The sequence below is a fragment of the Pseudoalteromonas sp. NEC-BIFX-2020_002 genome, assembly GCF_013002825.1.
Lineage (GTDB): Bacteria > Pseudomonadota > Gammaproteobacteria > Enterobacterales > Alteromonadaceae > Pseudoalteromonas > Pseudoalteromonas neustonica.
Genome location: NZ_JABEPJ010000024.1, coordinates 13814 through 36637, shown reverse-complemented (window position 1 = coordinate 36637; position 22824 = coordinate 13814). Strand labels below are relative to the sequence as shown.

Sequence of the window (22824 nt, the reverse complement as noted above, 5' to 3'; positions counted from 1 at the left end):
CAGCGAGGTATTTATATGACCGATAAACGTTTAAGTGATGGCCCAGATTGGACATTTGATTTATTACAGCAATACCAAGACGAAATAGCGCGCGTAGCAGAACATTATCGCCTTGATACTTACCCAAATCAAATTGAGGTGATCACGGCTGAACAAATGATGGATGCCTACTCCAGTGTCGGTATGCCGATTGGTTATAGTCATTGGTCTTACGGTAAAAAGTTTATTCAAACGGAACAAAACTACAAGCGTGGGCAAATGGGCTTAGCATACGAAATTGTTATTAATTCTGATCCCTGTATTGCCTACTTAATGGAAGAAAACACCCTGCCAATGCAAGCACTCGTAATGGCACATGCTTGCTACGGCCATAATTCCTTTTTTAAAGGTAATTACTTATTTAAAACATGGACCGATGCCAGCTCAATTATTGATTACTTACTGTTTGCAAAAAACTATATTGCACGCTGCGAAGAAAAGTATGGCATTGACGATGTTGAAAACCTGATTGACTCATGCCATGCGCTAATGAATTATGGTGTGGATCGCTACAAACGCCCGCAGCAAATCTCTTTATTTGAAGAGCAAAAGCGCCAGCAAGAACGTGAAGATTACCTGCAATCACAAGTAAATGAGCTTTGGCGTACTATTCCATCTCATCAGCAAGAGAAAAAGCCGCACGAACGTCACTTCCCGCGTGAACCACAAGAGAACATTTTGTACTTTATTGAAAAAAATGCCCCACTATTGGAGTCTTGGCAACGAGAAGTTATTAGAATAGTCCGTAAAATCTCTCAGTATTTTTACCCGCAAAAACAAACGCAAGTTATGAATGAAGGCTGGGCCACCTTTTGGCATTACACTATTTTGAACCATCTATACGATGAAGGTAAATTAACCGACTCGTTTATGCTGGAGTTTTTACAAAGCCACACCAATGTTGTTTATCAGCCACCATATAACAGCAATTACTATTCGGGGATCAACCCGTATGCATTAGGTTTTAATATGATGGTTGATATTCGTCGTATATGTGAAAACCCAACAGAGGAAGATAAACAGTGGTTTCCTGAATATGCTGGCAGTAACTGGCTAGATACGCTGCACTTTGCTATGGAAAACTTTAAAGATGAGAGCTTTATTAGCCAGTTTTTATCACCGAAACTGATCCGCGACTTTAAATTATTTACTATTATCGATCATGAAAAAGATCCTAATTTACACGTTGGCGCTATTCACGATGAAAGTGGTTATCACGCAGTACGCGAGGCACTCTCAGCGCAATATAATTTAAGTAATCACGAACCTAATATTCAAGTTTATGATGTGGATATTAGAGGGGATCGTTCTTTAACTCTACGTTATGTACCTCATCAAAATATCCCGCTTGCTAAATCCCATGACGAGGTATTAAAACACCTCTATAGGCTATGGGGCTTTAAAGTGAAACTTGAGCAGGAGTCTATGTCTGGGGAAGTAAGTACGGTGGCGCAATGCCCATCTGATGACTCTCGCCATACAACAGAATAATTGAACAATAAAAATGACGCCATAGCGTCATTTTCTTAACCATTACTTTTACTCGCTTTTATTAGCTTTGTGGAATATCACTAAAAGCTGAAACAAGGTTTCTGCCATTTTCTTTTGAATGGTAAAGCGCTTTATCGGCGGCCTCTATCCACTTTTCGTGACGTTCAAAACTACTATCAAAACATGCAAAACCTACACTGACTGTCATCGTGACTTGCTGTCCATCAAAAAATATCGATGAGTTTTCAATAACACTTCTTAAGCGCTCTGCAAATATCTGTGCACCTTTTTTATCCGTATCAAGTAATGTTACTGCGAACTCCTCGCCACCATAACGCCCTGCTACGTCAGTTTCACGTAACGTTTTACGAAGTAAGTCGGCAATGTTACGCAGTGCTTCATCACCACAACGGTGTCCATGTTCATCGTTTATCTTTTTAAAGTGGTCAATATCAAACATTAGCAACGTACTACAGCCACCACTTCGTTTTATTCGTAAAAACTCTTGGCGTAAAGTATTTTCCCAGTGACCGCGATTAGCAAGCTGGGTTAATGCATCAGTTTGACTTATTAGTTCAAGTTTGCGGTTAACGGCTTCTAACTCTTTTTTATTGACGGCTTCATCAGTAACATCATAAATAATAATGCAAATATGACCAACTTCGCCCATCGTATTAGAAAGCGGAATAAACGTGGCATTTTGATACATGTGATCAGCTTTGCCTGTTATTGGCCGATAATTTTTAAACTTAAAAATATAAGGCTGCTGTTCCCAAATGGTAAATGAGCGATTTTTCAAAATGAAAACTGATTCAGACTTACTACGAAACCACTTTTCATCTATTGATGGGAACAAATCAAATAGATCTTTGTCTTTCACTGCACTTGGTAGCAAACCTGAATGGTTTTCCATAAAACCATTCCAAATACACACTTTGTAGTCACGATCTAACACCACTAAACCAACATCAACGGTATTAAACATATCCATTAACCAATGGATTTCATTCATATTAAAATCTGCTGCAGGCATAATGTTAGTCTTCTAGTAGGTAAGCAACTTTGTATTTCAAAGTTTTCATTGAATCTTCGGTAAATAACAGCATTAAATCGCAGTTAATATTATGGTTTTCGATACCGTAACTAATTTCTATAGCTAACGTACGCTGCCAACGAGACTTGTTAGCCTTTACTAGATCAGATACATCGCAATGCTGCCCTAGTACGACCGGGTGACCTTGGCTAAAGGTCATATCAAGTTGTCTGGATAAACCTGTTAAAATCGCTCCAATTAGTATGTTACTAATGTCCATGAGCAATTCTAATTCAACTTTATTGTTAAGCTCGCCTTCGTAGTTCATCAACGATGCTATTTCTTTAAAACTTGAGTCGTTGAGCAGTAGCAGCGCTTCTCCCGAAACCCCTCCACCAATAAAGCCTTGGCATACACCAGATGTAGATGAATTTGCGTCAATTGAACGCAGCGCCATGTCTAACTCGTTAACTTCAAGGATATTTACATTCGGAATCGGTAGCTCAACAAACACATTAAGCAGTCGTGCTAATAAATCCCCAGCTTGCCCCATTGCTACGTTTGTTAACTCTTGATAAATGTCTCTTACATCGGGGTCAACTTGCTCACCCAATTTATGAGAGAGCCTTTCACGCATGGCTTTATCTTTAATGCCATGATGCTCGATAATATCTGCAAGCTTTTGGGCATCACATGGCTTTTGAATAAAATCGATTGCACCAAGATCAATGACACGCTGATGGGCACTTGGTTGAATATCGCCAGAGACGACAACAGTAAGAACTTGAAACTGTAATTCCTCAATGGCTTGCAGTACTTCATAGCCATCCATTTGCGGCATATTAAGATCTAAAAATAATATCTCAGGACGAATTGCTTTTAATTGCTCGATACAATGAACGCCATCTTCAGCAAATTCTATTTTTATATCCCAATCATCGGGTAACGAACGCGCTAACTGGCGGCGCGCAAGTTTTGAATCATCACAAATTAGTACCGATGTTGACATATTTTCTCTCTGATAGTGTTTATTTATAGCAACCACTTTTTAGTTACAATACATTTATTATTATTGATCATTGAATAAACATTTATTACTGTATTATGTTAATCAATGTAACACCTATTTACAATTTTAAATTTCACTAAAACCTTGGTGTGCACCAATGATTATAATACACTCTGGCTAATTGCGTTAATTCTAAAGGAAATACCTTATGCTTCGTTCTATCAGTTTTGCCTTGAGTGCTTTTTGCTCTGTTGCTTTCGCGACTGAAATTCCAGAAAACACGTTAGATGCGGGGAAAGTCACCGCACAATCAAAACCCATAACGTTGCTAGGCCAAGGAGTGAAATTAAATGAACAAGCGCCCGATTTTAAAGTAGTCGACGGTTCTTTCACACCAGTCACTTTAGCAAATTACCAAGGACAAGCTGTTTTAATTAGCGTGGTTCCAAGTCTGGATACAGGTGTATGTAGTATTCAAACAAAGCATTTTAACGAAAAAGTAGCTGCACAATTTCCCAATATTGCCATGCTGACTATCAGTGCTGATTTACCCTTTGCACAGGCGCGTTTTTGTAAGGCTGAAAACATCGATAAAGTAGTCACTTTATCTGACTCTGTTTGGCGTGACTTTGGCCAAAATTATGGCCTAGTGATCAAAGATATGGGGTTATTAACCCGCGCTGTTTTCGTGCTTGATGAAAATCATAAGGTTGTTTACAAACAATTAGTGGCTGATCTATCAACAGAGCCTAAGTATGAGCCTGTCCTTAGTGCTTTAAAGTCACTCTGATTTATTATTAATACGATAATAAAAAACCGCCAATTGGCGGTTTTTTTAGATTATTAGCTTATTAACCTAATAATTCAGCTAACTGTTGATTAACCGCTTCAACAGCTTGTGTTCCGTCTAAACGGTGGTACTGAGTGTTACCCGCTTTCGCTTCAGCTTGATAGTAATCAACCAATGGCATTGTTTGCTCATGGTAGATACCTAAACGTTTACGGACTGTTTCTTCAGTATCGTCAGCGCGGATGATAAGATCTTCACCGCTTACGTCATCTTTGCCTTCAACTTTTGGTGGGTTATACACAACATGGTATACACGACCAGAACCTGGGTGAACGCGACGTCCGCCCATACGATCAACAATGATCTCATCTGCAACGTCAAATTCAATAACGTGGTCAACGACAACGCCATTTTCTTTCATTGCATCAGCTTGTGGAATTGTGCGAGGGAAGCCGTCAAGTAGGAAACCTTTTTCACAATCCGCTTTAGTAATACGTTCTTTAACAAGACCAATGATGATGTCATCAGAAATTAGCTGACCTGCATCCATTACTTTTTTAGCTTCTAAACCCAGTGGTGTGCCTTCTTTAATTGCTGCACGTAACATATCACCAGTAGAAATTTGTGGAATACCGTACTTGTCCATCAAAAACTGAGCTTGAGTGCCTTTACCTGCACCCGGCGCGCCCAAAAGAATAATGCGCATATCATTGTCCTCGTTTGATACTGATTTTACTTATCTTGCATCAGTATGATTTATTATAAAGCCTGAATTCTTCCATAAGCGCCTGCGATACTCAAGCAACTTATACCAATTGACTACACACACACCATAAAAAAAGGGAACCGAGGTTCCCTTTTCATTAAAATGTTATTTTTTGAGCAATTACTTGCTTAGATCAAGCATTAGTTTGTTTAAACGTGTCACAAACCCAGCAGGGTCTTTTAACGTGCCACGCTCTGCAAGTAGAGCTTGATCAAGAAGTACATGTGACCACTGAGCAAATTTCTCTTCGTCTTGTTCAACATTTAAATGTTTAACAAGTTGGTGCTCTGGGTTTAGTTCAAAAATAGGCTTTGCTTCTGGTGCTGCCTGTCCTACAGACTCCATAAGCTTTTGCATTTGTGAGCTCATGTCATTATCATCTGCAACCACACAGGCTGGTGAATCAGTTAAACGATGTGTAAAGCGTACATCTTTTACTGTATCACCTAAGGCTGTTTTGATTCGCTCAACAAGTCCTTCAACTTCTTTTTCAGATTCTTCTTGCGCTTTTTTGGTCTCTTCATCATCTAGGTTACCTAAATCTAGGTCACCACGTGTGATTGATTTAAATGGTTTATCAGCAAACTCTGTTAAGTGGCTCATCATCCATTCATCAACACGGTCGCTTAGCAATAATACTTCGATACCTTTCTTACGGAAGATCTCTAAATGCGGTGAACTTTTTGCTGTGGTAAATGAATCAGCCACAACATAGTAAATTGCATCTTGACCTTCATTCATACGCTCAATGTATTGCTCAAGTGACGCATTCTGTGTGCTTTCATCTGTATGCGTTGATGCAAAGCGTAATAGTTTAGCAATCGCTTCTTTATTAGCTGCGTCTTCCGCTGGGCCTTCTTTGATCACTTGACCAAATTCATTCCAAAATACTTGGTAATCATCGGCTTTGTTTTTAGCCATGCGCTCAAGCATTTTTAAAATACGTGATGTACAGCCCTTACGAATTGCTTGCGTTACTTTGTTATCTTGTAAAATTTCACGTGATACATTCAATGGTAAATCATTTGAATCAAGTAAACCTTTAACAAAGCGTAAGTAACTTGGCATAAACTGTTCTGCGTCATCCATTACAAATACGCGTTGTACATAAAGCTTTAAACCACTTTGGCGTTCACGGTTCCATAAATCAAATGGGGCCTTCTTAGGGATATAAAGTAGGCTTGTATATTCAGTTTTACCTTCTACTTTATTATGTCCCCAGCTAAGCGGCTCTTCCCAGTCATGGCTTACATGCTTATAAAATTCTTTGTACTCTTCATCAGAAAGCTCTGATTTATCGCGAGTCCAAAGTGCAGTCGCGCGGTTAATGCTTTCCCACTCACCTGGTACTGCTGGTGTTTTTTCGCCATCTTCACCTTCAGACTCAGGTACTTCTGCTTTGTACATTTGTACAGGTGTAGAAATATGATCTGAGTATTTAGTCACGATGCTACGCAGACGCCAATCATCAGCAAACTCTGTTTCATCTTCACGAAGGTGTAAAATGATGTCTGTTCCGCGGCCTTCTTTTTCAATTTCTTGTAATGTGTATTCGCCTTCGCCTTGCGACTGCCATTCAACACCGGTTGCTTCACCAGCTTTGCGAGTGCGAACAGTAACTAAGTCTGCAACAATAAATGCTGAGTAAAAACCAACACCAAATTGGCCAATTAACTGTGAGTCTTTACCTTGATCACCTGTTAAGTTTTTGAAAAACTCAGCTGTGCCTGATTTAGCAATTGTGCCTAAAGAGCTGATCACTTCATCGCGTGTCATACCAATGCCGTTATCAGAAATAGTGACCGTATTGGCTTCTTTGTCTGCACTGATACGTACTCTAAGATCTGCATCACCTTGGTAAAGCTCACCGTTTGAAAGTGCTAAAAAGCGTAATTTATCAGCCGCATCTGAGGCATTTGACACAAGCTCACGTAAAAATATTTCTTTATTTGAATAAAGTGAGTGGATCATCAGGTTTAATAGTTGTTTAACTTCCGTTTGAAAGCCTAATGTTTCTTTTTGTGCTGCAGTCATTGTGTTTCTCCAATTAGCAAAGTCTCTGCGTTATGCACTTAATATGGGGCGCGGTTCGTTAACTTCAAGGGGAAATATAAAAAAGGCAAACGAAATAATTATTTAAACTGAGTAAATAGGCTATTAACATTTAAATTTAACGCTTAAAATAAACATGGCGAATGACCGTGGATCTGCTCGCCACTTATTGGATGCTGAAAAAATAAGTCACTGGCGTGTAAGAGCAACCGTGCTGCCATTGATTCGCTCGTTTCATTTTTATATAGATCACAACCCAAAATAGGGTGACCCATCTCTTTACTGTGTATTCTAAGTTGATGAGTACGCCCTGTCATAGGCATATACTGCACTAAACTTCGTTTTGGTTGGTCAATACGCTTTAGTACTTTGTAGTCACTTACTGCGGTTTTGCCTGTAATCTCACAAATTTTAACTAAAGGGAAAAGTAACGTGTCTTTCGCTATCGGTGCGATAACCTGCCCTTCATCTTTCACAACCCACCCTTGTAACATCGCTATATAGTGTTTTGTAATCGCCCGGTTCTGAAATTGCTTATTAAGCTGTTTTGATGATTCAGCATTGAGCCCCACGACCATAATACCAGATGTGCCATAATCTAATCGATGCGGTAATTTGGCTTCAGGGAAAGGCGGACTAACTCCTGCTTGCCCATTTACTAATCGATAATGTACCGAGTCCCAATTAAGTGGGTTTCTACCCGACAAGCTCAATAAACCACTGGGTTTGTTGATTAATAAAATATCTTCATCCTGATAGAGTATGTCTAAAAAGCCGGTGCATATTGGGGCGACAAAATCATCAACTATGCTGGGAGTTATTACGTGCTGTTCAGGCATTTATATTCCTGCTAATACCAATTTTATTAAAAACATATTTATGTCAGTTTTGCTAAAAGCCATTAAAAAGCCTGCATAACTAAGTTAATGCAGGCTTTTTCTTTCAAAGTGTTTAATTACGCTAACAGTTAATTTTCGGTAACTGCCCTGCGACCACTAAACGCATGCATTAATGTCATGCCATCGAGTAAGTCAAGCTCACCACCGACAGGTATACCATGAGCAATACGCGAAGCCTCTACTTTATAACGATGACAAAGCTGCGCAATATAATGCGCAGTGGTTTCACCTTCGACCGTTGGATTGGTGGCTAAAATCACTTCGTTAATACCGCCTTGCTGTAGCTTTTTCTCAAGGGTATCTAAGCCTATTTCGTTAGGACCAATACCATCAATAGGTGATAAATGCCCCATCAAAACAAAGTATAAACCTTGATACTGCCCTGTTTGTTCAATAGCCAAGACATCAGTAGGCGATTCAACAACACATAAAACACCACTGTCTTGGCGCTTTATGCTTAAACAAATATCACAGTGTGGCTGCTCTGCAAATGTACGACACGATTGACAATGACCAATTGCAGTCATCGCTTTTGTTAATGCATTACCCAGCTGGCTCCCACCTTTACGGTCGCGCTCAAGTAAATGAAATGCAATACGTTGCGCTGATTTTGGACCAATGCCCGGTAAGCAGCGTAATGCTTCTATTAACTGACTTAAACTCTCTGAAAGTTGCATATTTTAACTTAAAACGGCATTTTCATGCCTGGTGGTAATTGCATACCGCCAGTAACTTTGCCCATACGCTCTTGTGTTTCATCAGCTACGCGGCGTACTGCGTCATTACATGCTGCTGCAAGTAAGTCTTCAATCATGTCTTTATCATCTTCCATTAAACTTTCATCAAGCTCAACGCGGCGAACATTATGATTACCAAGCATCGTTACTTTAACAAGACCTGCACCTGCTTCACCAACAACTTCCATCGTTGCGATTTCGTCTTGGGCTTTTTGCATGCGCTCTTGCATTTGTTGCGCTTGCTTCATCATGTTACCCATTCCACCTTTAAACATAACTCTCTCTCTTTATATAATCTTTAATTGGCATGAAGATAAGGGCTATTGCAAAAAATTACAATGCCTGAATACTGTTTTCGTCGATTATTGCAGAAAATACCTGCTGTAATTGCACGATATTCTCGTCGCTGTTGATCACATCAATCGCCTGCTGGTGACGCCCCGCATCTATTTTTTGCTGGATTAAGTAAGGGGAATCAATCACCCCGACTTCAAAGTTAATGCTTAATTCAACATTATGCTCATAAATACTGGCCAGTGCTGCCGTTAATTTTTGTCTCAGCATAGGTGTATCAAGGTGTTTTTGCGATGCGTCAACTTCTAAATGTAATTGTTGCTGCTGTTTTGAATAAATTGAGTGCAGTGCAAATTGGCGCATCCGCCCGCCAAGCCCCATTCGCTTAATTAAATAAGCCCATTCATCTTGTTGATGCGCAAAACGGATATCGCTGATCGGGCTTTGAAAATCATCGGGCACTTGAATGTTTATTTCTGGCTCAGGTGCAGCCACCACTTTTTGTGGATTAATTTGCTCTAGTAACTCTGGCGCTAAATTTTCAGTAATTGTTTGATGTTTTTCTTTAAAGTCAGGTTTTATAATTTTATTTGGTGCAATGTTTGCCGTGTAGCCGTTAGCCTCAGCTTGGCTAGTTGTCCCCGCTATTTGGGGTTGGGACTTTTTTACCGGTGTACTGCGCTCAACCGCCGGTATCGTCGTCGTTACCGGCTCTGCTGATACTTTGCCACCAGAAAGCGTGCCTGCACCCGAAATATTTCTATCACGTAAAATACGTGCGATTGCAGACTGCGCTTGTGCTTCTTTTTGACTAATATCTGTGGTAGCGGAATAGTCAGAAAGTGAATTATTACTTGGTACAACCGCCGCGTTTCCAATTGGTTCAATGCTATGCTGATGGTCACTAATATTTTGTTTTTGAGCATGGTTAGTATCGCCATCAAAGCCTTGATCCACAGCGTTACTCATCACATCATCATATTGTGATGCTAATTGTTGCTCAAGCTCAGTTTCTGGATCAGCTGCAGCTACATGAGCAGGTGCTATATCAACTGGCGCAGTTGGCTCTTGCTCCATCGCCACTGTGTTGTGGGGAACTGCGACCGGTTTTTTCTCTGATGCGGTGGCCGCTGATGTAGTAGCTGATGTTCCCGCTGGCAATCTAACTTGATCGTCATTACGCTCTGATGGTGCTTGCTTGTTTTTATTTAGAATGTCTCTGAGCGAGCCTGCTCGAGAACGTTTTTCATCCGCTGATGATCCAGCCGATACTGTGTTGGCAACTATTTGGTTATCAATTGGTTGAAATGCTAATAAACGCAGCATAATCATCTCAAAGCCTAAACGCGGCTCTGGCGCCCATTGGAGATCTTTTTTACCATTGAGCAGTAATTGATAATAAATTTGAATTTGCTGTGAGTCACAACTCAACGCTACTTCGCTAATAAATTCACGATTATATTCATCTAATTTTGCAGCGTCTGGGACTAATTGTGTCAATTGCGCTAGATGCGTCAGACCAATTAAGTCATCTAAAAGGGCTATATAATTTGGGTTTTGAGTGGCAATCTGCTCTATTTGCGCCATCAATGCAGCGCCATCTTGCGCCAATAATGCCACTAGCAAGTGCTGGCTATAATGGTTGTCCATCAACCCTAACATTGCTTGTACCGCTTGATGCTTAATATCACCATTGGTTTGGGCAATGGCTTGATCAGTTAAACTCAATGCATCACGCATACTGCCATCAGCAGCTTTAGCGATAATTTGCAGTGCTTGGGTTTCAAAACTTAACTGTTCTTCGCCTAATACATATTCAAGTTGCTGGAGTATTTCGGGTTGCGATAACGCATTAAGATTAAACTGCAAACAGCGAGATAAAATGGTAACCGGTAGTTTTTGTGGATCGGTAGTCGCCAATAAAAACTTAACGTGTTCAGGTGGCTCTTCCAAGGTTTTTAATAATGCATTAAAACTGTGCTTTGAGAGCATGTGTACTTCATCGATCAGGTACACTTTGTAACGGCCACGCGTTGGCGCATATTGTACATTATCGAGAATTTCTCGAGTATCTTCCACTTTGGTCCGAGATGCCGCATCTATTTCAAGTAAATCAATATAACGACCCGTTTCAATATCGACACAACTACTACACTTTCCACAAGGCTCAGCCGAAATGCCTTCATCACAATTTAAGCTTTTTGCAAAAATACGTGCGATGGTGGTTTTACCCACCCCGCGTGTCCCAGTGAACAAATAAGCGTGATGCAGTCTATTTTGCGTCAAAGCATTTACCAATGCTTGTTTCACATGGGACTGACCGACCAATTCATGAAAGGTCTGTGGACGCCATTTTCTCGCTAGGACTTGATAACTCATTAATTACTCGCCTTCGAATTCAACCAATTTTAGGATTTTAATGCCCATTTTTGCAATACGTTGCTCGCCACCTAGTTCAGGTAAAGAGACTACAAATGCCGCATCTGTGGCATGGCCACCAAGCTTGTGAACTAACTTAGCCGTTGCTTCAATCGTACCACCAGTCGCTAATAAGTCATCCACTAATAATACTTTGTCGCCAGGGACAATAGCATCCGTATGTAGCTCTAATACATCTTCACCATACTCTAGTTGATAATCTTGCGAGATCACTTCGCGCGGTAGTTTACCTGGTTTACGAACTGGAATGAAAGGGATACCTAGTGCATATGAAAGTGGCGCACCAAAAATAAAGCCACGTGATTCAGTACCAATGATCTTTGTGAAACCTTGATCTTTATAAGCAGTTATAAATGCATTAATCGTCGCTTGAAACGCGGCAGGGTCAGCCATCAACGTAGTTACATCACGGAACATAATGCCCGCTTTTGGGTAATCTGCAATGGTGGTAATGCTGTCTTTAATAATAGATGGAGTTGTCATAATTTTAGCTGTCATACATGTAATATTACAAAGCAGGTAATTATATACCCAAGCCACCCCAAGAAGCGAGTTTCAGTAGGAATAAAACGTGATTTATACAAACCACAGGAGGCAATTTAGAATATCTGTTAATGTACGAGGCGTGTGGTATAAGTAAAGTGTTGGTAAGGAGTTAAAAAGATAAGACTGCACAAAATACAGCCTTAGTATAATTTACTAGGGTAAATTAAGACACGGTTGTGATCCAACCTAATATTGCATTTAAACACCCAACTACTGCAAATATAGCTAAAAACGCAATAAAATACATAGCGTTAAATGGGTCTTTAAAATCTTTATCATCTGACATGGGGACTACCTTTATTAAGCGCGACAAATAAAGCGCATATGATAGTCGATGTAAAAAAATCAATAAAGCGTTTAACCTTGATTTTTTGTCACGATCACACCACGTTCAACCATCGCGGTTAATGTCTGGGTAGCCCCTTGCAATAATTGCTCTTCTGTAAATTGCGGTGCGTGCTGAGCGACTTGCTCAATAACCGTAGCTAAATAAATTCCTGATCTTGACTCTATTATAGATAAGAGTAATGCTGTCATTGCATTGGTAGCTATAAACTGCACTTCATCTTCAGTATCACGATATACAACAAAGTAATGCGGCTGTTGCGATGGTTCTGAAGGTTGAAATTCGCTAGTAATGTGTTGCACTGGGTATTGATAACTTAAATTTCGGGCACAGCTACTAAGGTAAAGCGGTGTGTTATTTAGCTGTGTGGTGATAATTCTTTCCATAATGTCTAGCTGTGTAATCGATACATCAAGTTCTATCCATTCATAATGCGCAAGTTCAAGCATAAAAGCGGGATCACTTTCTAGCATTTTATAGTCGCTACTTAAATAATGAATAAACTCTCCCGCAATATCCAAAAAATAAGGGGATTGGCAATCGTGCTCAGCAAAAAAACAGCGAACTAACTGTAACCAGTCATCATCACTGTAGAGTGTTTTCAGAACCGGGAAACCAGACGAAATAAAGCCATTTATATTATTAAAAAATAAGTCGCGATAGATAGCCATTCGGCGATCTTCAATACCGTTAGGCTTTGGGTGCAATTGTGGTTCACGAATATGCGCCATAAACGCGTGTTGCGTGTCAATAAAGTTCATATCAGGCACGTTCTTTACTCTGAGGTATAGCGTTCTTCGCTTGTAGACAATGAATTATATCCAGTTCTTTAACTAGATCGGGAATAGCAGGAATATTAAAGTCACGCTCTAATAAGGTAGGAAATACCCCGTGATATTTATAAGCGCTATCGAGTAGTTGCCATACAGGGTCTATTACATCTGCGCCGTGAGTATCAATAATTAAATCATCGGCTTCATTGTAATGCCCAGCAACATGGCCATAAGCAATACGCTCTGACGGTAAGTTTGCTAAGAAATGGTCGCCGTCATAGCCATGATTTATTGAATTTACATAAATGTTATTTACATCGAGTAATAATTTACAATCAGCTTGTTGTAATATCTCAGTGGTAAATGCAAGCTCGCTCATTTGTTGGCCCGGAGCCGCATAATAGGACACATTTTCAATAGCAATTTGCTGCTCTAAAATATCCTGTACTTGCTTAATACGCGGTACAACATGTTTAATTGCTTCTTCAGTGAATGGGATGGGCATTAGATCATACATATGACCAGTACCAGAGCAATAACTAAGATGTTCACTAAAGCGCTTTATGTTATGTGTTTCAAAAAATACTTTTAACGATTTAATAAACGCAATATCTAACGGTTCAGGCGAGCCAATCGATAACGATAAACCATGACAGACAAAGTTATTTGTATCAGTAAGTGATTTAAATTGCTTGGCAAATCGCCCTCCGAGTTTTAGCCAATTTTCCGGAGCCACTTCCATAAAATCAATTTGCTTTGGTACCTGAATGAGTAATTCATCCAACATTTCTCGGCGTAAACCAAGCCCCACCATACCAAATTCATCTTTATTAGATATTCCCATAGATACTCCTTAATTTAAAAAGGCCCGCAAAGGCCTTTTTAATAGAATTAACTTAATGCTATCACAAAGTGATTAGTGGCTACCGCCACATTTACCTTCACCACATTTTCCTTCTTTTTTCGCTTTTGTGTCTTTAGCATCGCCGCCACATTTACCTTCGCCGCATTTGCCTTCTTTTTTCGCTTTTGCGTCTTTAGCATCGCCGCCACATTTACCTTCGCCGCATTTGCCTTCTTTTTTCGCTTTTGCGTCTTTAGCGTCGCCGCCACATTTACCTTCGCCGCATTTGCCTTCTTTTTTCGCTTTTGCGTCTTTAGCATCACCGCCACATTTACCTTCGCCGCACTTGCCTTCTTTTTTCGCTTTGTCATCTTTAGTTTTAGCATCGCCACCGCATTTACCTTCGCCACATTTACCCTCTGTAGCATCAACTTGGTAGCCTGTTACCATTTGCTGAAATTCAAATGGGTTTGCATGAACATCAGCAGAAATAAAACTTGTGCTGCCTACAACTACCGCGCCTAATGTTAACGCAATTGAATTCTTTTTAATTGTATTCATTTTATGACTCTCTCTAAAACATAAAGGTTATACTAAGTAGACCTTGCTAAAAAAATAATATTTCATTCAATCACAACTTTTTATTAATTTTTTACCAGAGCCCTACAAAATACGCACAACAGAAGATAACTATGAGAGTAAAATAAGGATTTATCAAGGTTATATTTATATCCAAGCCACCAGAGAGTTTAAGATCAAGGCGATTTATACTGCGTTATTGATTTTAACAATAGAGCCAACTATTACTTACAACCAATGCCTTACTGAAATCGCTTTTTACTCCAACTGAAACTGCATCTTGAGGTGGCTTGGGTATACAGGTAAACTACGCCTCCTTTTCAGTTGTATAAAGTTCCCCTATCATGAAATTAGTTTTAGCGCCTATGGAAGGGGTTGTCGATTTTAAAATGCGTCAACTGCTCACCGAAATTGGTGGCTTTGATCTATGCGTAACTGAATTTGTGCGCGTTATTGATGCCTGCCTTCCAGATAAAGTATTTCATCGCTATTGCCCTGAGCTTCATAATAATGGCTTAACTCGCTCAGGAACACCCGTGCGTATTCAATTACTTGGGCAAGTTGCGCACGCATTAGCTGCAAACGCAGTAAGAGCGATAGAACTTGGTTCACATGGTGTTGATCTAAACTTCGGTTGCCCTGCTAAAACGGTTAATAAGAGTAAAGGCGGCGCTGTACTGTTAAAAGATCCAGAGCATATGTATGAAATCATCAAAGCTGTACGAGATGCTGTGCCAAGCGAGCATCAAGTAACAGCTAAAATCAGATTAGGCTTTGATGATGATAGTAACAGTCAAGAAATTGTTGATGCTGTTGTCAGCGCTGGCGCTAGTAGCATTGCCATTCATGCCCGCACAAAACGTGATGGCTATAACCCACCCGCTTATTGGGAAAAAATTCCTCCATTAATCAAAGGTAAAGATATTGCTGTTGTAGCAAATGGTGAGATTTGGCAAGTAGAGGATGCCATACTATGCCAAAAGCGAAGTGGTTGTGCCGATTTAATGTTGGGTCGTGGTGCACTTTCGCATCCTGATTTAGCACGCAAAATTAAAGCTCATTTTAATGGCGAGCAATATGTCAGTCTTCAATGGGAACATGTGCTGTATCATCTAATTCATTCTGCTATACACCATGACCCAGCTAAAGATGAAAAGTATTTTGCTTCTCGTACTAAGCAGTGGTTGGGCTATTTAAAACGTCAATATAGCCAAGCTGATATTTTATTCGATGAGATCAGGCGTCTTAAAACAAAAGAAGACGTTGCCGATGTTTTGAAAAAATACGCTATTGCACCTTAATTTGACGCACATCATAGTGCGCTTTTTTTTATTGATGAATACTACAGCATTGCTCAATGGGGAAACTAATAATGATCAATGCTCAAAACCACCTGCTAATACTAAATGGCGAATTAAAGAAAGTAAGAACGTCTTTACTCTCAGCACTGTCGAACTCAAGTAACCTATTACACCATTCGCTCGTTGAAACATTAAAACAAAATAATCCAGAGCACTGGCTAGAATTAACTGATAGGCAGCTTGGGAATGAATATAGATCGCTTATTATTCGTCTAGAACAGCTAGAAGCCGCAGTCTGCCAAGTGGATATTGGGCAATATGGTTATTGCTGTGACTGTGAAGAAAAAATTGACTCGCAACGTTTAAATGCAGATCCAACAATTCAACGTTGTGCCAGCTGCGAGTCTAAGATAAAAAGTAATTAGTTCACGTTTACTTTTTATCTAAAAGAAATGAAAAGCTAAAGCTCGATCCAGGATAAAAAACAATGTCCTCAACCAAGTATTGAGCTTGCTGCGGTGTTAAGCTTAAGTGCTTAAGCAAGTTAACTTTGGCTTGTTGTGGTGTCCAAGCATGGTAGTGAATACCAACGTCGGTCTCCATCATCGCCAACCAAAATACTTGATCTGGTGCTGTTAGCTCTGATTTTTTACTTAACACAGCTTTAGTAAGGTCTTGATAATTTTGTGCCCAGTCAAAACCTATGCTCTCAATCGCGGTTGGTTTGAGCCACTGCTCTAATACTGAATACTGATGATCTAGCGCCAACGTCAATCCAAAACTTTCCCTTTGTCTTACTTTTAATTCAGACTGTACCGCTACCAACCAATTTAATGGAGGCTTAGTCATACCAGAAAAATAATTTAATTTACTTTGATACCATGGCCCCCCATTCGCTAAGCCATGTAAACCTGCGCTTCCTCTAGGTATATAAGCTAATAAGTACTCATTAAAACCTTGTAATGCTAATTGTACATTTGAAGGTAAGCTGGGCCGATTTAAACTTACACTCACCTGCTGTTTTAACATACCCAATTCGATTGAATTTAGCTTTAGATTGCTTTCTTTGGCAAGTATCAACTGCTGTTGATTAAAATTAATCCAGCTTGCTATCTGCTGTGATATATCGAGCGTCTGATTATAGTTAAGCATATTTTCAAGCACAGGAATATGTGCTGGCCAGGGAAAATAGCGCTCAGGAAAACGCTCAGCAATAATTAAATAATCCAACAGCCTTTGCTCTGTTGGCTCTAAATCAAACGTATTAATTCCTTGATAAATTAAATGCCGTTTTTCTAAATAAGCGTTTGTGAATGGCCATTGCTCCTCACTCACTTGCTTAATTGATCCGTTAGTTTTTAGTAATTGGTTTAATGTTTGCAGGGTCAGTAAAGCATGATCTTTTGTTTGATACTGCGTGTGACTTTCACCACATCCACTTAATAAAAAACCGAGAAAGCACACCGTTAGTAAATGTTTTATCATGAGTATAATCCAATAAAAAAAGCCCCTATGGGGCTTTTTATAAATTGCTACAGCAAATTAAAGTTAAATCTTAACACCGTTGCGAGCGGCTTTATCTTTAATATAAGTTGACCAACCTTTTGCAAACTTACGTGTGCGAGGATCATCCATTGCTTTAACAATAGCAGCATAAGCTTGCTTATACTTTTCTTGATAGTAATAAGCTTCTGCTAAATCTGTATATATAGTTCCTTTCTTATCAGAACCTAATTCCAGAGCTTTGTTCAAACGAACAACGGCTGCACTATAGTTTTGCGACTGAAGCAATAATGAACCTGCTTTGCGGTAAAACTCAGCATCGTCATCAAATTTTGCCGCTTCTTCATAGTACTTAGCTGCTTTCTCTATTTCTTGAGAGCGATGGTAATTACTTGCCACTGCAGAGATATTTTGTTTTGTACGTTTAACTTTCTTCTCATTGATCGCATCTTCTAAAACTTTAGCAGCTTTAAAAGGTATTGCATTCAAAGAGTAGAAGTTAGACAAAACTTTATAATCAACTTCAGTTTCAAAATAGCCATTCTTAAATGCGACTTCCATCGTCGAAAGACCAGTTTTATAGTCTTCCGTTTGGAGGTAGTATTTACCTAGGCTTACCCATGCTTTTTTATCATCAGGCCAGATACGAACAATTTCTTCACCAACTTTAACCATATTTTTATAGTCTTTAAGTTCAAAGTAAGAACCTAATTTTAATTGGTAAGGGCCTTTATTTGGCTCTTTTTGAAGTTTAATTGCTTTATCTGCCGGCTCAAAAACGTCGCGAAACTTTTCTAGCTGATAATTAGCTTGAGCGATGCGTGTGTAAACAGTTGCATCTTCTTGACCAGTAAAGTCCATCCACGCAACATACGCTTTTTTCGCTTTTTCATACTGCTCTGTGCCAGCTAACATATCACCTAATGTTTTTAAACTTTGCTCATGATCAGCAAAGTTTAAAATATCAGGCGCAACAGCTAGTTCTAGGTATTTAATCGCAACTTTATACTGCTCTTTTTGACCATACATACTACCTAAGTAGCGGTTAACTGTCGCTTTATCAAAGTCATCTGATGGCTCAAGCTCTTTAAGCATAGCAATTGCTTCATCAAGCTTTTCTTCATTATAAAGATCAAATGCTTTGATTACTTTCTTACCAACACGCTCTCCCATCACTCTAGTTTTTGCTTTTTTACGCTCTTCTATCTTTGCGTAATCAGGCGCCGCTAAAGCAGGTGCAGTAAATACTGCACCTGAGAAAGACATAAGTACCGCAAGTGCTGTTACTTTAGATAAATTTCTCATACTTGCCTCCTTAATTGCCTTGGTTAAGTTTAAAGTCTAGCTGAACTTGTAAACCAACTTGTTTTTGTGGTTTTCCGTCAATAATCTTAGGACGGTACTTCCACTTACCAAGCGCACGTTTAGCTTCTCTATCAAAGATACGTTTAGGGTCTGCGTCGATAACATCGATGTCAGTCACTCCACCTAGCTCATCAATTGAGAATGAAAGTTGTACCCAACCTTCTTTACCATCACGTGCTGCTTGTGTTGGATATTTAGGTTCAATTCGAACGATAGGTGTCGCATCACCGTCACGTCCAAATGCACCTGGACCACTTAAACCACCTGCCGAACTTCCCACATCGATGCTGCCCATATTAAATGACATAGCACCCGGATTTGGGTTGTTGTTTTCCGGCTGTGGCGGCTGCGGTTTAGGCGGCTGCTTTGGCGGTGGTGGAGGCGGAGGCGGTACACGCTTCCTCTCTTGCACCTTAGATTCAGGCGGATTCGTCATAATTTCGACTATGATCTGCTCTTTTTGTTCCGTATTACGGTCAGCCCCACCAGAGATGAGGAAAGCCATGAAGTAGAACAAGCCGAAAGTAACTGCCCCACCTGCAATCAGTGAAAACAGAAAACGAATCATTACTGATCTCCAGCTATTGAAATTCTCAGGTTATCGCCCGTCGCTTTAATCTGGTCCATAACTTTAACCACTACGCCATGTTTTGCATCTTTGTCAGCTTGCAAAATTACAACTTCAGTAGGTTGTTCTGCTAATAAACTTTCAATTTTTGCTGAAACACGTTCAACATCAACTTGCTGTTTATCAATCCAGATTTCGCCGTTGTCACGAATAGCAATAAAAATGTTAGCATTTTTTTGCTTCGTAGCTTGGGCCGCTTTTGGTTTATTGACCTCGATACCAGCCTCTTTAACGAACGATGTAGTTACGATAAAGAAAATAAGCATGATAAATACGATGTCAAGCATCGGTGTCATATCGACCGTTGCATCTTCTTCTTCACGAAAACGTTGTTTACGTGCCATATTTAATTCTCTCTCTAGTGATGAGGCATACTATCAATAAGTTTGGCTTTCACCATTTTAGCTTTTGTCTCAAGACGTGAGCTAAAAAATACTCCAGATAGTGCCGCAACCATTCCAGCCATTGTTGGGATTGTTGCCATTGAAATACCTGATGCCATTAAACGTGCATTACCCGTACCTTGGCTTGCCATGGTTTCAAAAACCGCGATCATGCCTGTTACTGTACCAAGTAAGCCAATTAAAGGACAAACAGCTACCAATGTTTTAATCAACAACATACGCTGATCTAATTTTTCAGACGCTTCAGAAATCCATGCTTCACGGATTCTGTGTGCGTACCAAGACGTAGTGTCTTGGCGGGCATCCCACTTAGCTATAATTCCCTTCGATAAACGAGGAAACTCTGCAAGTAAGAACCAATAGCGCTCAATCATTAAAACCCACATAAGAAAGAGTGCTATCGCGACCACGTATAAAACCTGGCCGCCTGTGCCAACAAAATCCCTGATAGATTCCCAGATTTCCATCAGGACTAGCATTAGGCTTTCTCCTTCTCCGCGTGAGTAGCGATGATACCTGCGCTTTGCTCATCAAGGATGTGTAATACCGACTTACTACGACCCGCAACAACAGCGTGAAGAAGAATAAGTGGTAGTGCAGCAATTAGACCTAGCGCAGTAGTTACAAGTGCTAGAGAGATGTTACCTGCCATGATCTTCGGATCACCTGTACCGAACAATGTGATTGTTTGGAACGTTAAGATCATACCGATTACCGTACCTAGTAGACCAAGTAGTGGCGCGATTGCAGCAAGGATTTTGATAATGTTGATACCAGCTTCAATGCGTGGCGTTTCACGAAGAATCGCTTCATCAAGCTTAAGCTCAAGGTTTTCAACGTCTTGATTCTTATTATCATGGTACACTTTAAGAATACGACCCAATGGGTTATTTGTATTCGGTGTAGCAAGATTTTTAAGCTGGCTGTTGATTTTGCTTTTTGTAAGCGTTAGGTCAACAAAACGAGCTAGGAAGATTAATAAACCTAAGCCTAACAACGCAGTGATGATGTAACCAACAACGTCACCTTGATGATAGTACTCTTCAAGTGTCGCTTTTTGTGTATTGATACGTAAGATCGCACCACGAGTTGGATCCACATAAACACCAGCAAAGTTATCAGATGAAGTATTTGCTAAATCATCAATACCTGCAAGGATAAAACCGTCTGGTTGCTTACCTAGTGGCTGAATCGATTTAGTTTCAGGTGAATAGATTAAGTATCCATCATCTGTTACTAAGTTGAAGTTACCAATACGCGTTACTTTCTTGATAGATGCATTACCGTCAAGACCTGCAACTTCAGTTTCAAATGTTGAAACCTTCGCTGACTCAGTCATTTCAGTTTGTAAAGAAATCCAAAGCTCTTCAAGTTCACGAACTGTTGGTAATTCTTTAGCAGCAGCTAATGAACGTAAGATTTCAGCACGACCTGGCTTTTCAGCAGATACAAGTGATGCTTCGATTGAACCGATTGCATCTTGTGCTGCACGACGTACAACACCAAACATCTCACCTAAAGTACCTTGTGCGCTTTGAAGAGCAGCCTCTTTTTCAGCTAAGGTATTTTCGTTTTGTGCATATTCTTTAGTTAAACGAGTTCCACGCGACTTTTCAGACGCTAATTGGCTCTTCGCTTTATTAAGTAACGCTTGCTTGTCAGCACGAGCAGAAAGAAACTCTTGCTCACGTTGCTTATTGATTTTGCCTTCAGAGATACGCTCTTGTTTTACTTGCTCAAGAATTTTATCTAGAGCAGCAGAACTTGCATGTGCATTAAGCGCGGTACCTGCAGAAACAGACAGTACTGCTGCAACAGCAAAACCTTTAAATAGTTTCTTCATTATTGATTACTCCGCGCCAAAGATTGGTAGTTTAACAAGTTCTAATGTCGCTTGCTTACGCGCCATACGGATAACTTCTTTAACAGGTTTTAGGTATTCTTCACCTAATTCTTTCCACTGTTTAGTGTTGTTATCCCAAACCCACGCGTGCTTAAGGTCAAACGATTGTGCAACATAAGTGATACGACCTAATTGGCCGAAATCAACATTTATGCTTTTGCCATCAACTTCTAAAGTACCTTGTGAAGCAGCAACTAAAGAGCTGTATGCAGCTTCAATAGTGTAGGCTTCTAATACTTGACGGAATTTCTCTGATGTAGTTACAGAAGAAGAAACCATTGTTTCACGTAATCTTTCAACGCGCGCTAAACGATTGTCACTGTTAAACGGAACGTCCGCTTTGATGAATTGCTCGAGCGTATCGATCATGCGATACATCAAAGGCACAACGTTTTGTTTTGTGTTGTCGATAGTAGCGATTTGACGGTCAAACGATTCAATTTGTGCATTTTGGTCAGCGACCAAACGTGCAACGTGATCGTTGTATACTTTCAAAAGCTCAGTTTCATCAACAATGCTACGGTACTCAGCGATAAGCTCTTGAGTTTGACCGTATACGTTGTCAATTTTAGTTTGAGACTTAACCGCAGCCGTTTGAATTTTTAGACCTGCGTTTTGCACGTCCTTCAAAGGATCTGCAATCACATTGCTGCTTGCGAATGCAAATGCGCCAACCAACGCAGTTGCTACAAGACTCTTTCTGATTTTAACAGACATAGTTCCCAACCAATTAAGTAATGTTACTTTTATAATTTAATTATCCTCCGAAGAAGACAACCCTGATATCTTTTAATAGATATCAACCCTCCAATAATGCTAAATGCAATGCACGCTGTCAACTTGATGTTTGGAATTAACTAGAAATAAATCTTCAGAAGCAACATAAACTAAAATACAAAAAACAAAGGATTAACATAAATGCAACAGGTGGATTTTTCGAAGGTCTATAAAAGCCGCTAACTAACGACGGTTTTTTTTTAAATAAATTAAAGACGCACATAAATGTAACATTTCATGTCAAAGCGAGGTTTAAAAAAAATATTTCAGGAAACTTTAATATAAGCTTAATCATTCAGTAAAAAA

Annotated in this window: 24 protein-coding genes; 4 read left to right on the top strand and 20 right to left on the bottom strand. The window is 39.8% G+C overall.

The annotated features are described in order from the left end of the window. Positions 1 to 15: 15 nt before the first annotated feature. Complete coding sequence (locus tag HJP15_RS19680; RefSeq protein ID WP_054205769.1) at positions 16 to 1530, top strand: SpoVR family protein; 1515 nt, start codon at positions 16 to 18, stop codon at positions 1528 to 1530. 61 nt (positions 1531 to 1591) lie between these two features. Here the strand turns inward: HJP15_RS19680 and HJP15_RS19675 are convergent, their stop codons facing one another. Next, entirely contained in the window at positions 1592 to 2563 is a 972-nt protein-coding gene (locus HJP15_RS19675; RefSeq protein WP_054205768.1) for a sensor domain-containing diguanylate cyclase, read from the bottom strand. A gap of 4 nt (positions 2564 to 2567) precedes the next feature. Then, a complete protein-coding gene (locus HJP15_RS19670; RefSeq protein WP_054205767.1) occupies positions 2568 to 3572 on the bottom strand; it encodes a response regulator in 1005 nt (334 codons plus the stop codon). Between the two features lie 208 nt (positions 3573 to 3780). Between HJP15_RS19670 and tpx the strand changes: the two genes are divergently transcribed. Then, positions 3781 to 4362 carry a thiol peroxidase gene (gene tpx, locus HJP15_RS19665; RefSeq protein WP_169327807.1) on the top strand — a complete coding sequence of 194 codons (582 nt, stop codon included), beginning with the start codon at positions 3781 to 3783 and terminating at the stop codon, positions 4360 to 4362. Positions 4363 to 4423: 61 nt separating this feature from the next. On the opposite strand, the gene adk is transcribed toward tpx, so the two are convergent. The 11 genes from adk to HJP15_RS19615 form a co-directional block, all read right to left on the bottom strand. Further along, positions 4424 to 5068, bottom strand: a complete 645-nt coding sequence (adk, locus tag HJP15_RS19660) for an adenylate kinase (RefSeq protein WP_054205765.1) — start codon at positions 5066 to 5068, stop codon at positions 4424 to 4426. Between the two features lie 180 nt (positions 5069 to 5248). Then, positions 5249 to 7162, bottom strand: a complete 1914-nt coding sequence (htpG, locus tag HJP15_RS19655; protein WP_170174421.1) for a molecular chaperone HtpG — start codon at positions 7160 to 7162, stop codon at positions 5249 to 5251. 143 nt (positions 7163 to 7305) lie between these two features. After that, the gene (locus HJP15_RS19650; protein ID WP_170174420.1) at positions 7306 to 8019 is read right to left on the bottom strand and encodes an RluA family pseudouridine synthase; all 714 of its coding nucleotides are present in this window, start codon (positions 8017 to 8019) and stop codon (positions 7306 to 7308) included. A 128-nt stretch (positions 8020 to 8147) separates the two neighbouring features. Next, entirely contained in the window at positions 8148 to 8756 is a 609-nt protein-coding gene (gene recR, locus HJP15_RS19645; protein ID WP_054205762.1) for a recombination mediator RecR, read from the bottom strand. Positions 8757 to 8764: 8 nt separating this feature from the next. Beyond that, on the bottom strand, positions 8765 to 9091 hold the full coding sequence (locus HJP15_RS19640; RefSeq protein ID WP_004588122.1) for a YbaB/EbfC family nucleoid-associated protein: 327 nt from the start codon (positions 9089 to 9091) through the stop codon (positions 8765 to 8767). A gap of 58 nt (positions 9092 to 9149) precedes the next feature. Further along, positions 9150 to 11489, bottom strand: coding sequence for a DNA polymerase III subunit gamma/tau (gene dnaX / locus HJP15_RS19635; RefSeq protein WP_170174419.1), 2340 nt, complete (start codon positions 11487 to 11489; stop codon positions 9150 to 9152). 3 nt (positions 11490 to 11492) lie between these two features. Beyond that, on the bottom strand, positions 11493 to 12032 hold the full coding sequence (apt, locus tag HJP15_RS19630; RefSeq protein ID WP_054205791.1) for an adenine phosphoribosyltransferase: 540 nt from the start codon (positions 12030 to 12032) through the stop codon (positions 11493 to 11495). Between the two features lie 226 nt (positions 12033 to 12258). Next, on the bottom strand, positions 12259 to 12381 hold the full coding sequence (locus tag HJP15_RS22225; RefSeq protein ID WP_269432723.1) for a hypothetical protein: 123 nt from the start codon (positions 12379 to 12381) through the stop codon (positions 12259 to 12261). A gap of 71 nt (positions 12382 to 12452) precedes the next feature. Next, positions 12453 to 13202, bottom strand: coding sequence for an HvfC family RiPP maturation protein (locus HJP15_RS19625; RefSeq protein WP_170174418.1), 750 nt, complete (start codon positions 13200 to 13202; stop codon positions 12453 to 12455). A gap of 1 nt (position 13203) precedes the next feature. Further along, complete coding sequence (locus HJP15_RS19620; RefSeq protein ID WP_502706997.1) at positions 13204 to 14058, bottom strand: HvfB family MNIO-type RiPP peptide maturase; 855 nt, start codon at positions 14056 to 14058, stop codon at positions 13204 to 13206. A gap of 72 nt (positions 14059 to 14130) precedes the next feature. Beyond that, entirely contained in the window at positions 14131 to 14619 is a 489-nt protein-coding gene (locus HJP15_RS19615) for an HvfA family oxazolone/thioamide-modified RiPP metallophore (protein ID WP_054455047.1), read from the bottom strand. Between the two features lie 362 nt (positions 14620 to 14981). Between HJP15_RS19615 and HJP15_RS19610 the strand changes: the two genes are divergently transcribed. Both HJP15_RS19610 and HJP15_RS19605 read left to right on the top strand, forming a co-directional pair. Beyond that, positions 14982 to 15938 carry a tRNA-dihydrouridine synthase gene (locus tag HJP15_RS19610; protein WP_054205758.1) on the top strand — a complete coding sequence of 319 codons (957 nt, stop codon included), beginning with the start codon at positions 14982 to 14984 and terminating at the stop codon, positions 15936 to 15938. A 71-nt stretch (positions 15939 to 16009) separates the two neighbouring features. Then, positions 16010 to 16363: a TraR/DksA C4-type zinc finger protein gene (locus HJP15_RS19605; RefSeq protein WP_054205757.1), complete on the top strand. Its 354-nt coding sequence runs from the start codon at positions 16010 to 16012 to the stop codon at positions 16361 to 16363. A 7-nt stretch (positions 16364 to 16370) separates the two neighbouring features. On the opposite strand, the gene HJP15_RS19600 is transcribed toward HJP15_RS19605, so the two are convergent. From HJP15_RS19600 to HJP15_RS19570, 7 genes are all read right to left on the bottom strand, one after another. Further along, the gene (locus tag HJP15_RS19600; RefSeq protein WP_170174417.1) at positions 16371 to 17423 is read right to left on the bottom strand and encodes a hypothetical protein; all 1053 of its coding nucleotides are present in this window, start codon (positions 17421 to 17423) and stop codon (positions 16371 to 16373) included. Positions 17424 to 17486: 63 nt separating this feature from the next. Further along, positions 17487 to 18746 (bottom strand): tetratricopeptide repeat protein, encoded by a 1260-nt coding sequence (locus tag HJP15_RS19595; protein WP_170174416.1) that lies wholly within the window; start codon positions 18744 to 18746, stop codon positions 17487 to 17489. A gap of 10 nt (positions 18747 to 18756) precedes the next feature. Continuing rightward, positions 18757 to 19374 (bottom strand): energy transducer TonB, encoded by a 618-nt coding sequence (locus HJP15_RS19590; protein ID WP_054205754.1) that lies wholly within the window; start codon positions 19372 to 19374, stop codon positions 18757 to 18759. Beyond that, positions 19374 to 19778: an ExbD/TolR family protein gene (locus HJP15_RS19585; protein ID WP_054205753.1), complete on the bottom strand. Its 405-nt coding sequence runs from the start codon at positions 19776 to 19778 to the stop codon at positions 19374 to 19376. The genes HJP15_RS19590 and HJP15_RS19585 overlap by 1 nt, the downstream gene beginning before the upstream one ends. Before the next feature lie 14 nt (positions 19779 to 19792). After that, on the bottom strand, positions 19793 to 20317 hold the full coding sequence (locus tag HJP15_RS19580) for a MotA/TolQ/ExbB proton channel family protein (RefSeq protein ID WP_054205752.1): 525 nt from the start codon (positions 20315 to 20317) through the stop codon (positions 19793 to 19795). Further along, entirely contained in the window at positions 20317 to 21681 is a 1365-nt protein-coding gene (locus HJP15_RS19575) for a MotA/TolQ/ExbB proton channel family protein (RefSeq protein ID WP_170174415.1), read from the bottom strand. The genes HJP15_RS19580 and HJP15_RS19575 overlap by 1 nt, the downstream gene beginning before the upstream one ends. A gap of 6 nt (positions 21682 to 21687) precedes the next feature. Further along, positions 21688 to 22458 carry a DUF3450 domain-containing protein gene (locus tag HJP15_RS19570; RefSeq protein ID WP_170174414.1) on the bottom strand — a complete coding sequence of 257 codons (771 nt, stop codon included), beginning with the start codon at positions 22456 to 22458 and terminating at the stop codon, positions 21688 to 21690. Between the last annotated feature and the right edge of the window lie 366 nt (positions 22459 to 22824).

What these genes read in the sequence shown, in the direction of transcription:
- HJP15_RS19680 (WP_054205769.1), top strand. Translation starts at nt 16, where the DNA reads ATGACCGATAAACGTTTAAGTGATGGCCCAGATTGGACATTTGATTTA.
- HJP15_RS19675 (WP_054205768.1), bottom strand. Translation starts at nt 2,563, where the DNA reads ATGCCTGCAGCAGATTTTAATATGAATGAAATCCATTGGTTAATGGAT.
- HJP15_RS19670 (WP_054205767.1), bottom strand. Translation starts at nt 3,572, where the DNA reads ATGTCAACATCGGTACTAATTTGTGATGATTCAAAACTTGCGCGCCGC.
- tpx (WP_169327807.1), top strand. Translation starts at nt 3,781, where the DNA reads ATGCTTCGTTCTATCAGTTTTGCCTTGAGTGCTTTTTGCTCTGTTGCT.
- adk (WP_054205765.1), bottom strand. Translation starts at nt 5,068, where the DNA reads ATGCGCATTATTCTTTTGGGCGCGCCGGGTGCAGGTAAAGGCACTCAA.
- htpG (WP_170174421.1), bottom strand. Translation starts at nt 7,162, where the DNA reads ATGACTGCAGCACAAAAAGAAACATTAGGCTTTCAAACGGAAGTTAAA.
- HJP15_RS19650 (WP_170174420.1), bottom strand. Translation starts at nt 8,019, where the DNA reads ATGCCTGAACAGCACGTAATAACTCCCAGCATAGTTGATGATTTTGTC.
- recR (WP_054205762.1), bottom strand. Translation starts at nt 8,756, where the DNA reads ATGCAACTTTCAGAGAGTTTAAGTCAGTTAATAGAAGCATTACGCTGC.
- HJP15_RS19640 (WP_004588122.1), bottom strand. Translation starts at nt 9,091, where the DNA reads ATGTTTAAAGGTGGAATGGGTAACATGATGAAGCAAGCGCAACAAATG.
- dnaX (WP_170174419.1), bottom strand. Translation starts at nt 11,489, where the DNA reads ATGAGTTATCAAGTCCTAGCGAGAAAATGGCGTCCACAGACCTTTCAT.
- apt (WP_054205791.1), bottom strand. Translation starts at nt 12,032, where the DNA reads ATGACAACTCCATCTATTATTAAAGACAGCATTACCACCATTGCAGAT.
- HJP15_RS22225 (WP_269432723.1), bottom strand. Translation starts at nt 12,381, where the DNA reads ATGTCAGATGATAAAGATTTTAAAGACCCATTTAACGCTATGTATTTT.
- HJP15_RS19625 (WP_170174418.1), bottom strand. Translation starts at nt 13,202, where the DNA reads ATGAACTTTATTGACACGCAACACGCGTTTATGGCGCATATTCGTGAA.
- HJP15_RS19620 (WP_502706997.1), bottom strand. Translation starts at nt 14,058, where the DNA reads ATGGGAATATCTAATAAAGATGAATTTGGTATGGTGGGGCTTGGTTTA.
- HJP15_RS19615 (WP_054455047.1), bottom strand. Translation starts at nt 14,619, where the DNA reads ATGAATACAATTAAAAAGAATTCAATTGCGTTAACATTAGGCGCGGTA.
- HJP15_RS19610 (WP_054205758.1), top strand. Translation starts at nt 14,982, where the DNA reads ATGAAATTAGTTTTAGCGCCTATGGAAGGGGTTGTCGATTTTAAAATG.
- HJP15_RS19605 (WP_054205757.1), top strand. Translation starts at nt 16,010, where the DNA reads ATGATCAATGCTCAAAACCACCTGCTAATACTAAATGGCGAATTAAAG.
- HJP15_RS19600 (WP_170174417.1), bottom strand. Translation starts at nt 17,423, where the DNA reads ATGATAAAACATTTACTAACGGTGTGCTTTCTCGGTTTTTTATTAAGT.
- HJP15_RS19595 (WP_170174416.1), bottom strand. Translation starts at nt 18,746, where the DNA reads ATGAGAAATTTATCTAAAGTAACAGCACTTGCGGTACTTATGTCTTTC.
- HJP15_RS19590 (WP_054205754.1), bottom strand. Translation starts at nt 19,374, where the DNA reads ATGATTCGTTTTCTGTTTTCACTGATTGCAGGTGGGGCAGTTACTTTC.
- HJP15_RS19585 (WP_054205753.1), bottom strand. Translation starts at nt 19,778, where the DNA reads ATGGCACGTAAACAACGTTTTCGTGAAGAAGAAGATGCAACGGTCGAT.
- HJP15_RS19580 (WP_054205752.1), bottom strand. Translation starts at nt 20,317, where the DNA reads ATGCTAGTCCTGATGGAAATCTGGGAATCTATCAGGGATTTTGTTGGC.
- HJP15_RS19575 (WP_170174415.1), bottom strand. Translation starts at nt 21,681, where the DNA reads ATGAAGAAACTATTTAAAGGTTTTGCTGTTGCAGCAGTACTGTCTGTT.
- HJP15_RS19570 (WP_170174414.1), bottom strand. Translation starts at nt 22,458, where the DNA reads ATGTCTGTTAAAATCAGAAAGAGTCTTGTAGCAACTGCGTTGGTTGGC.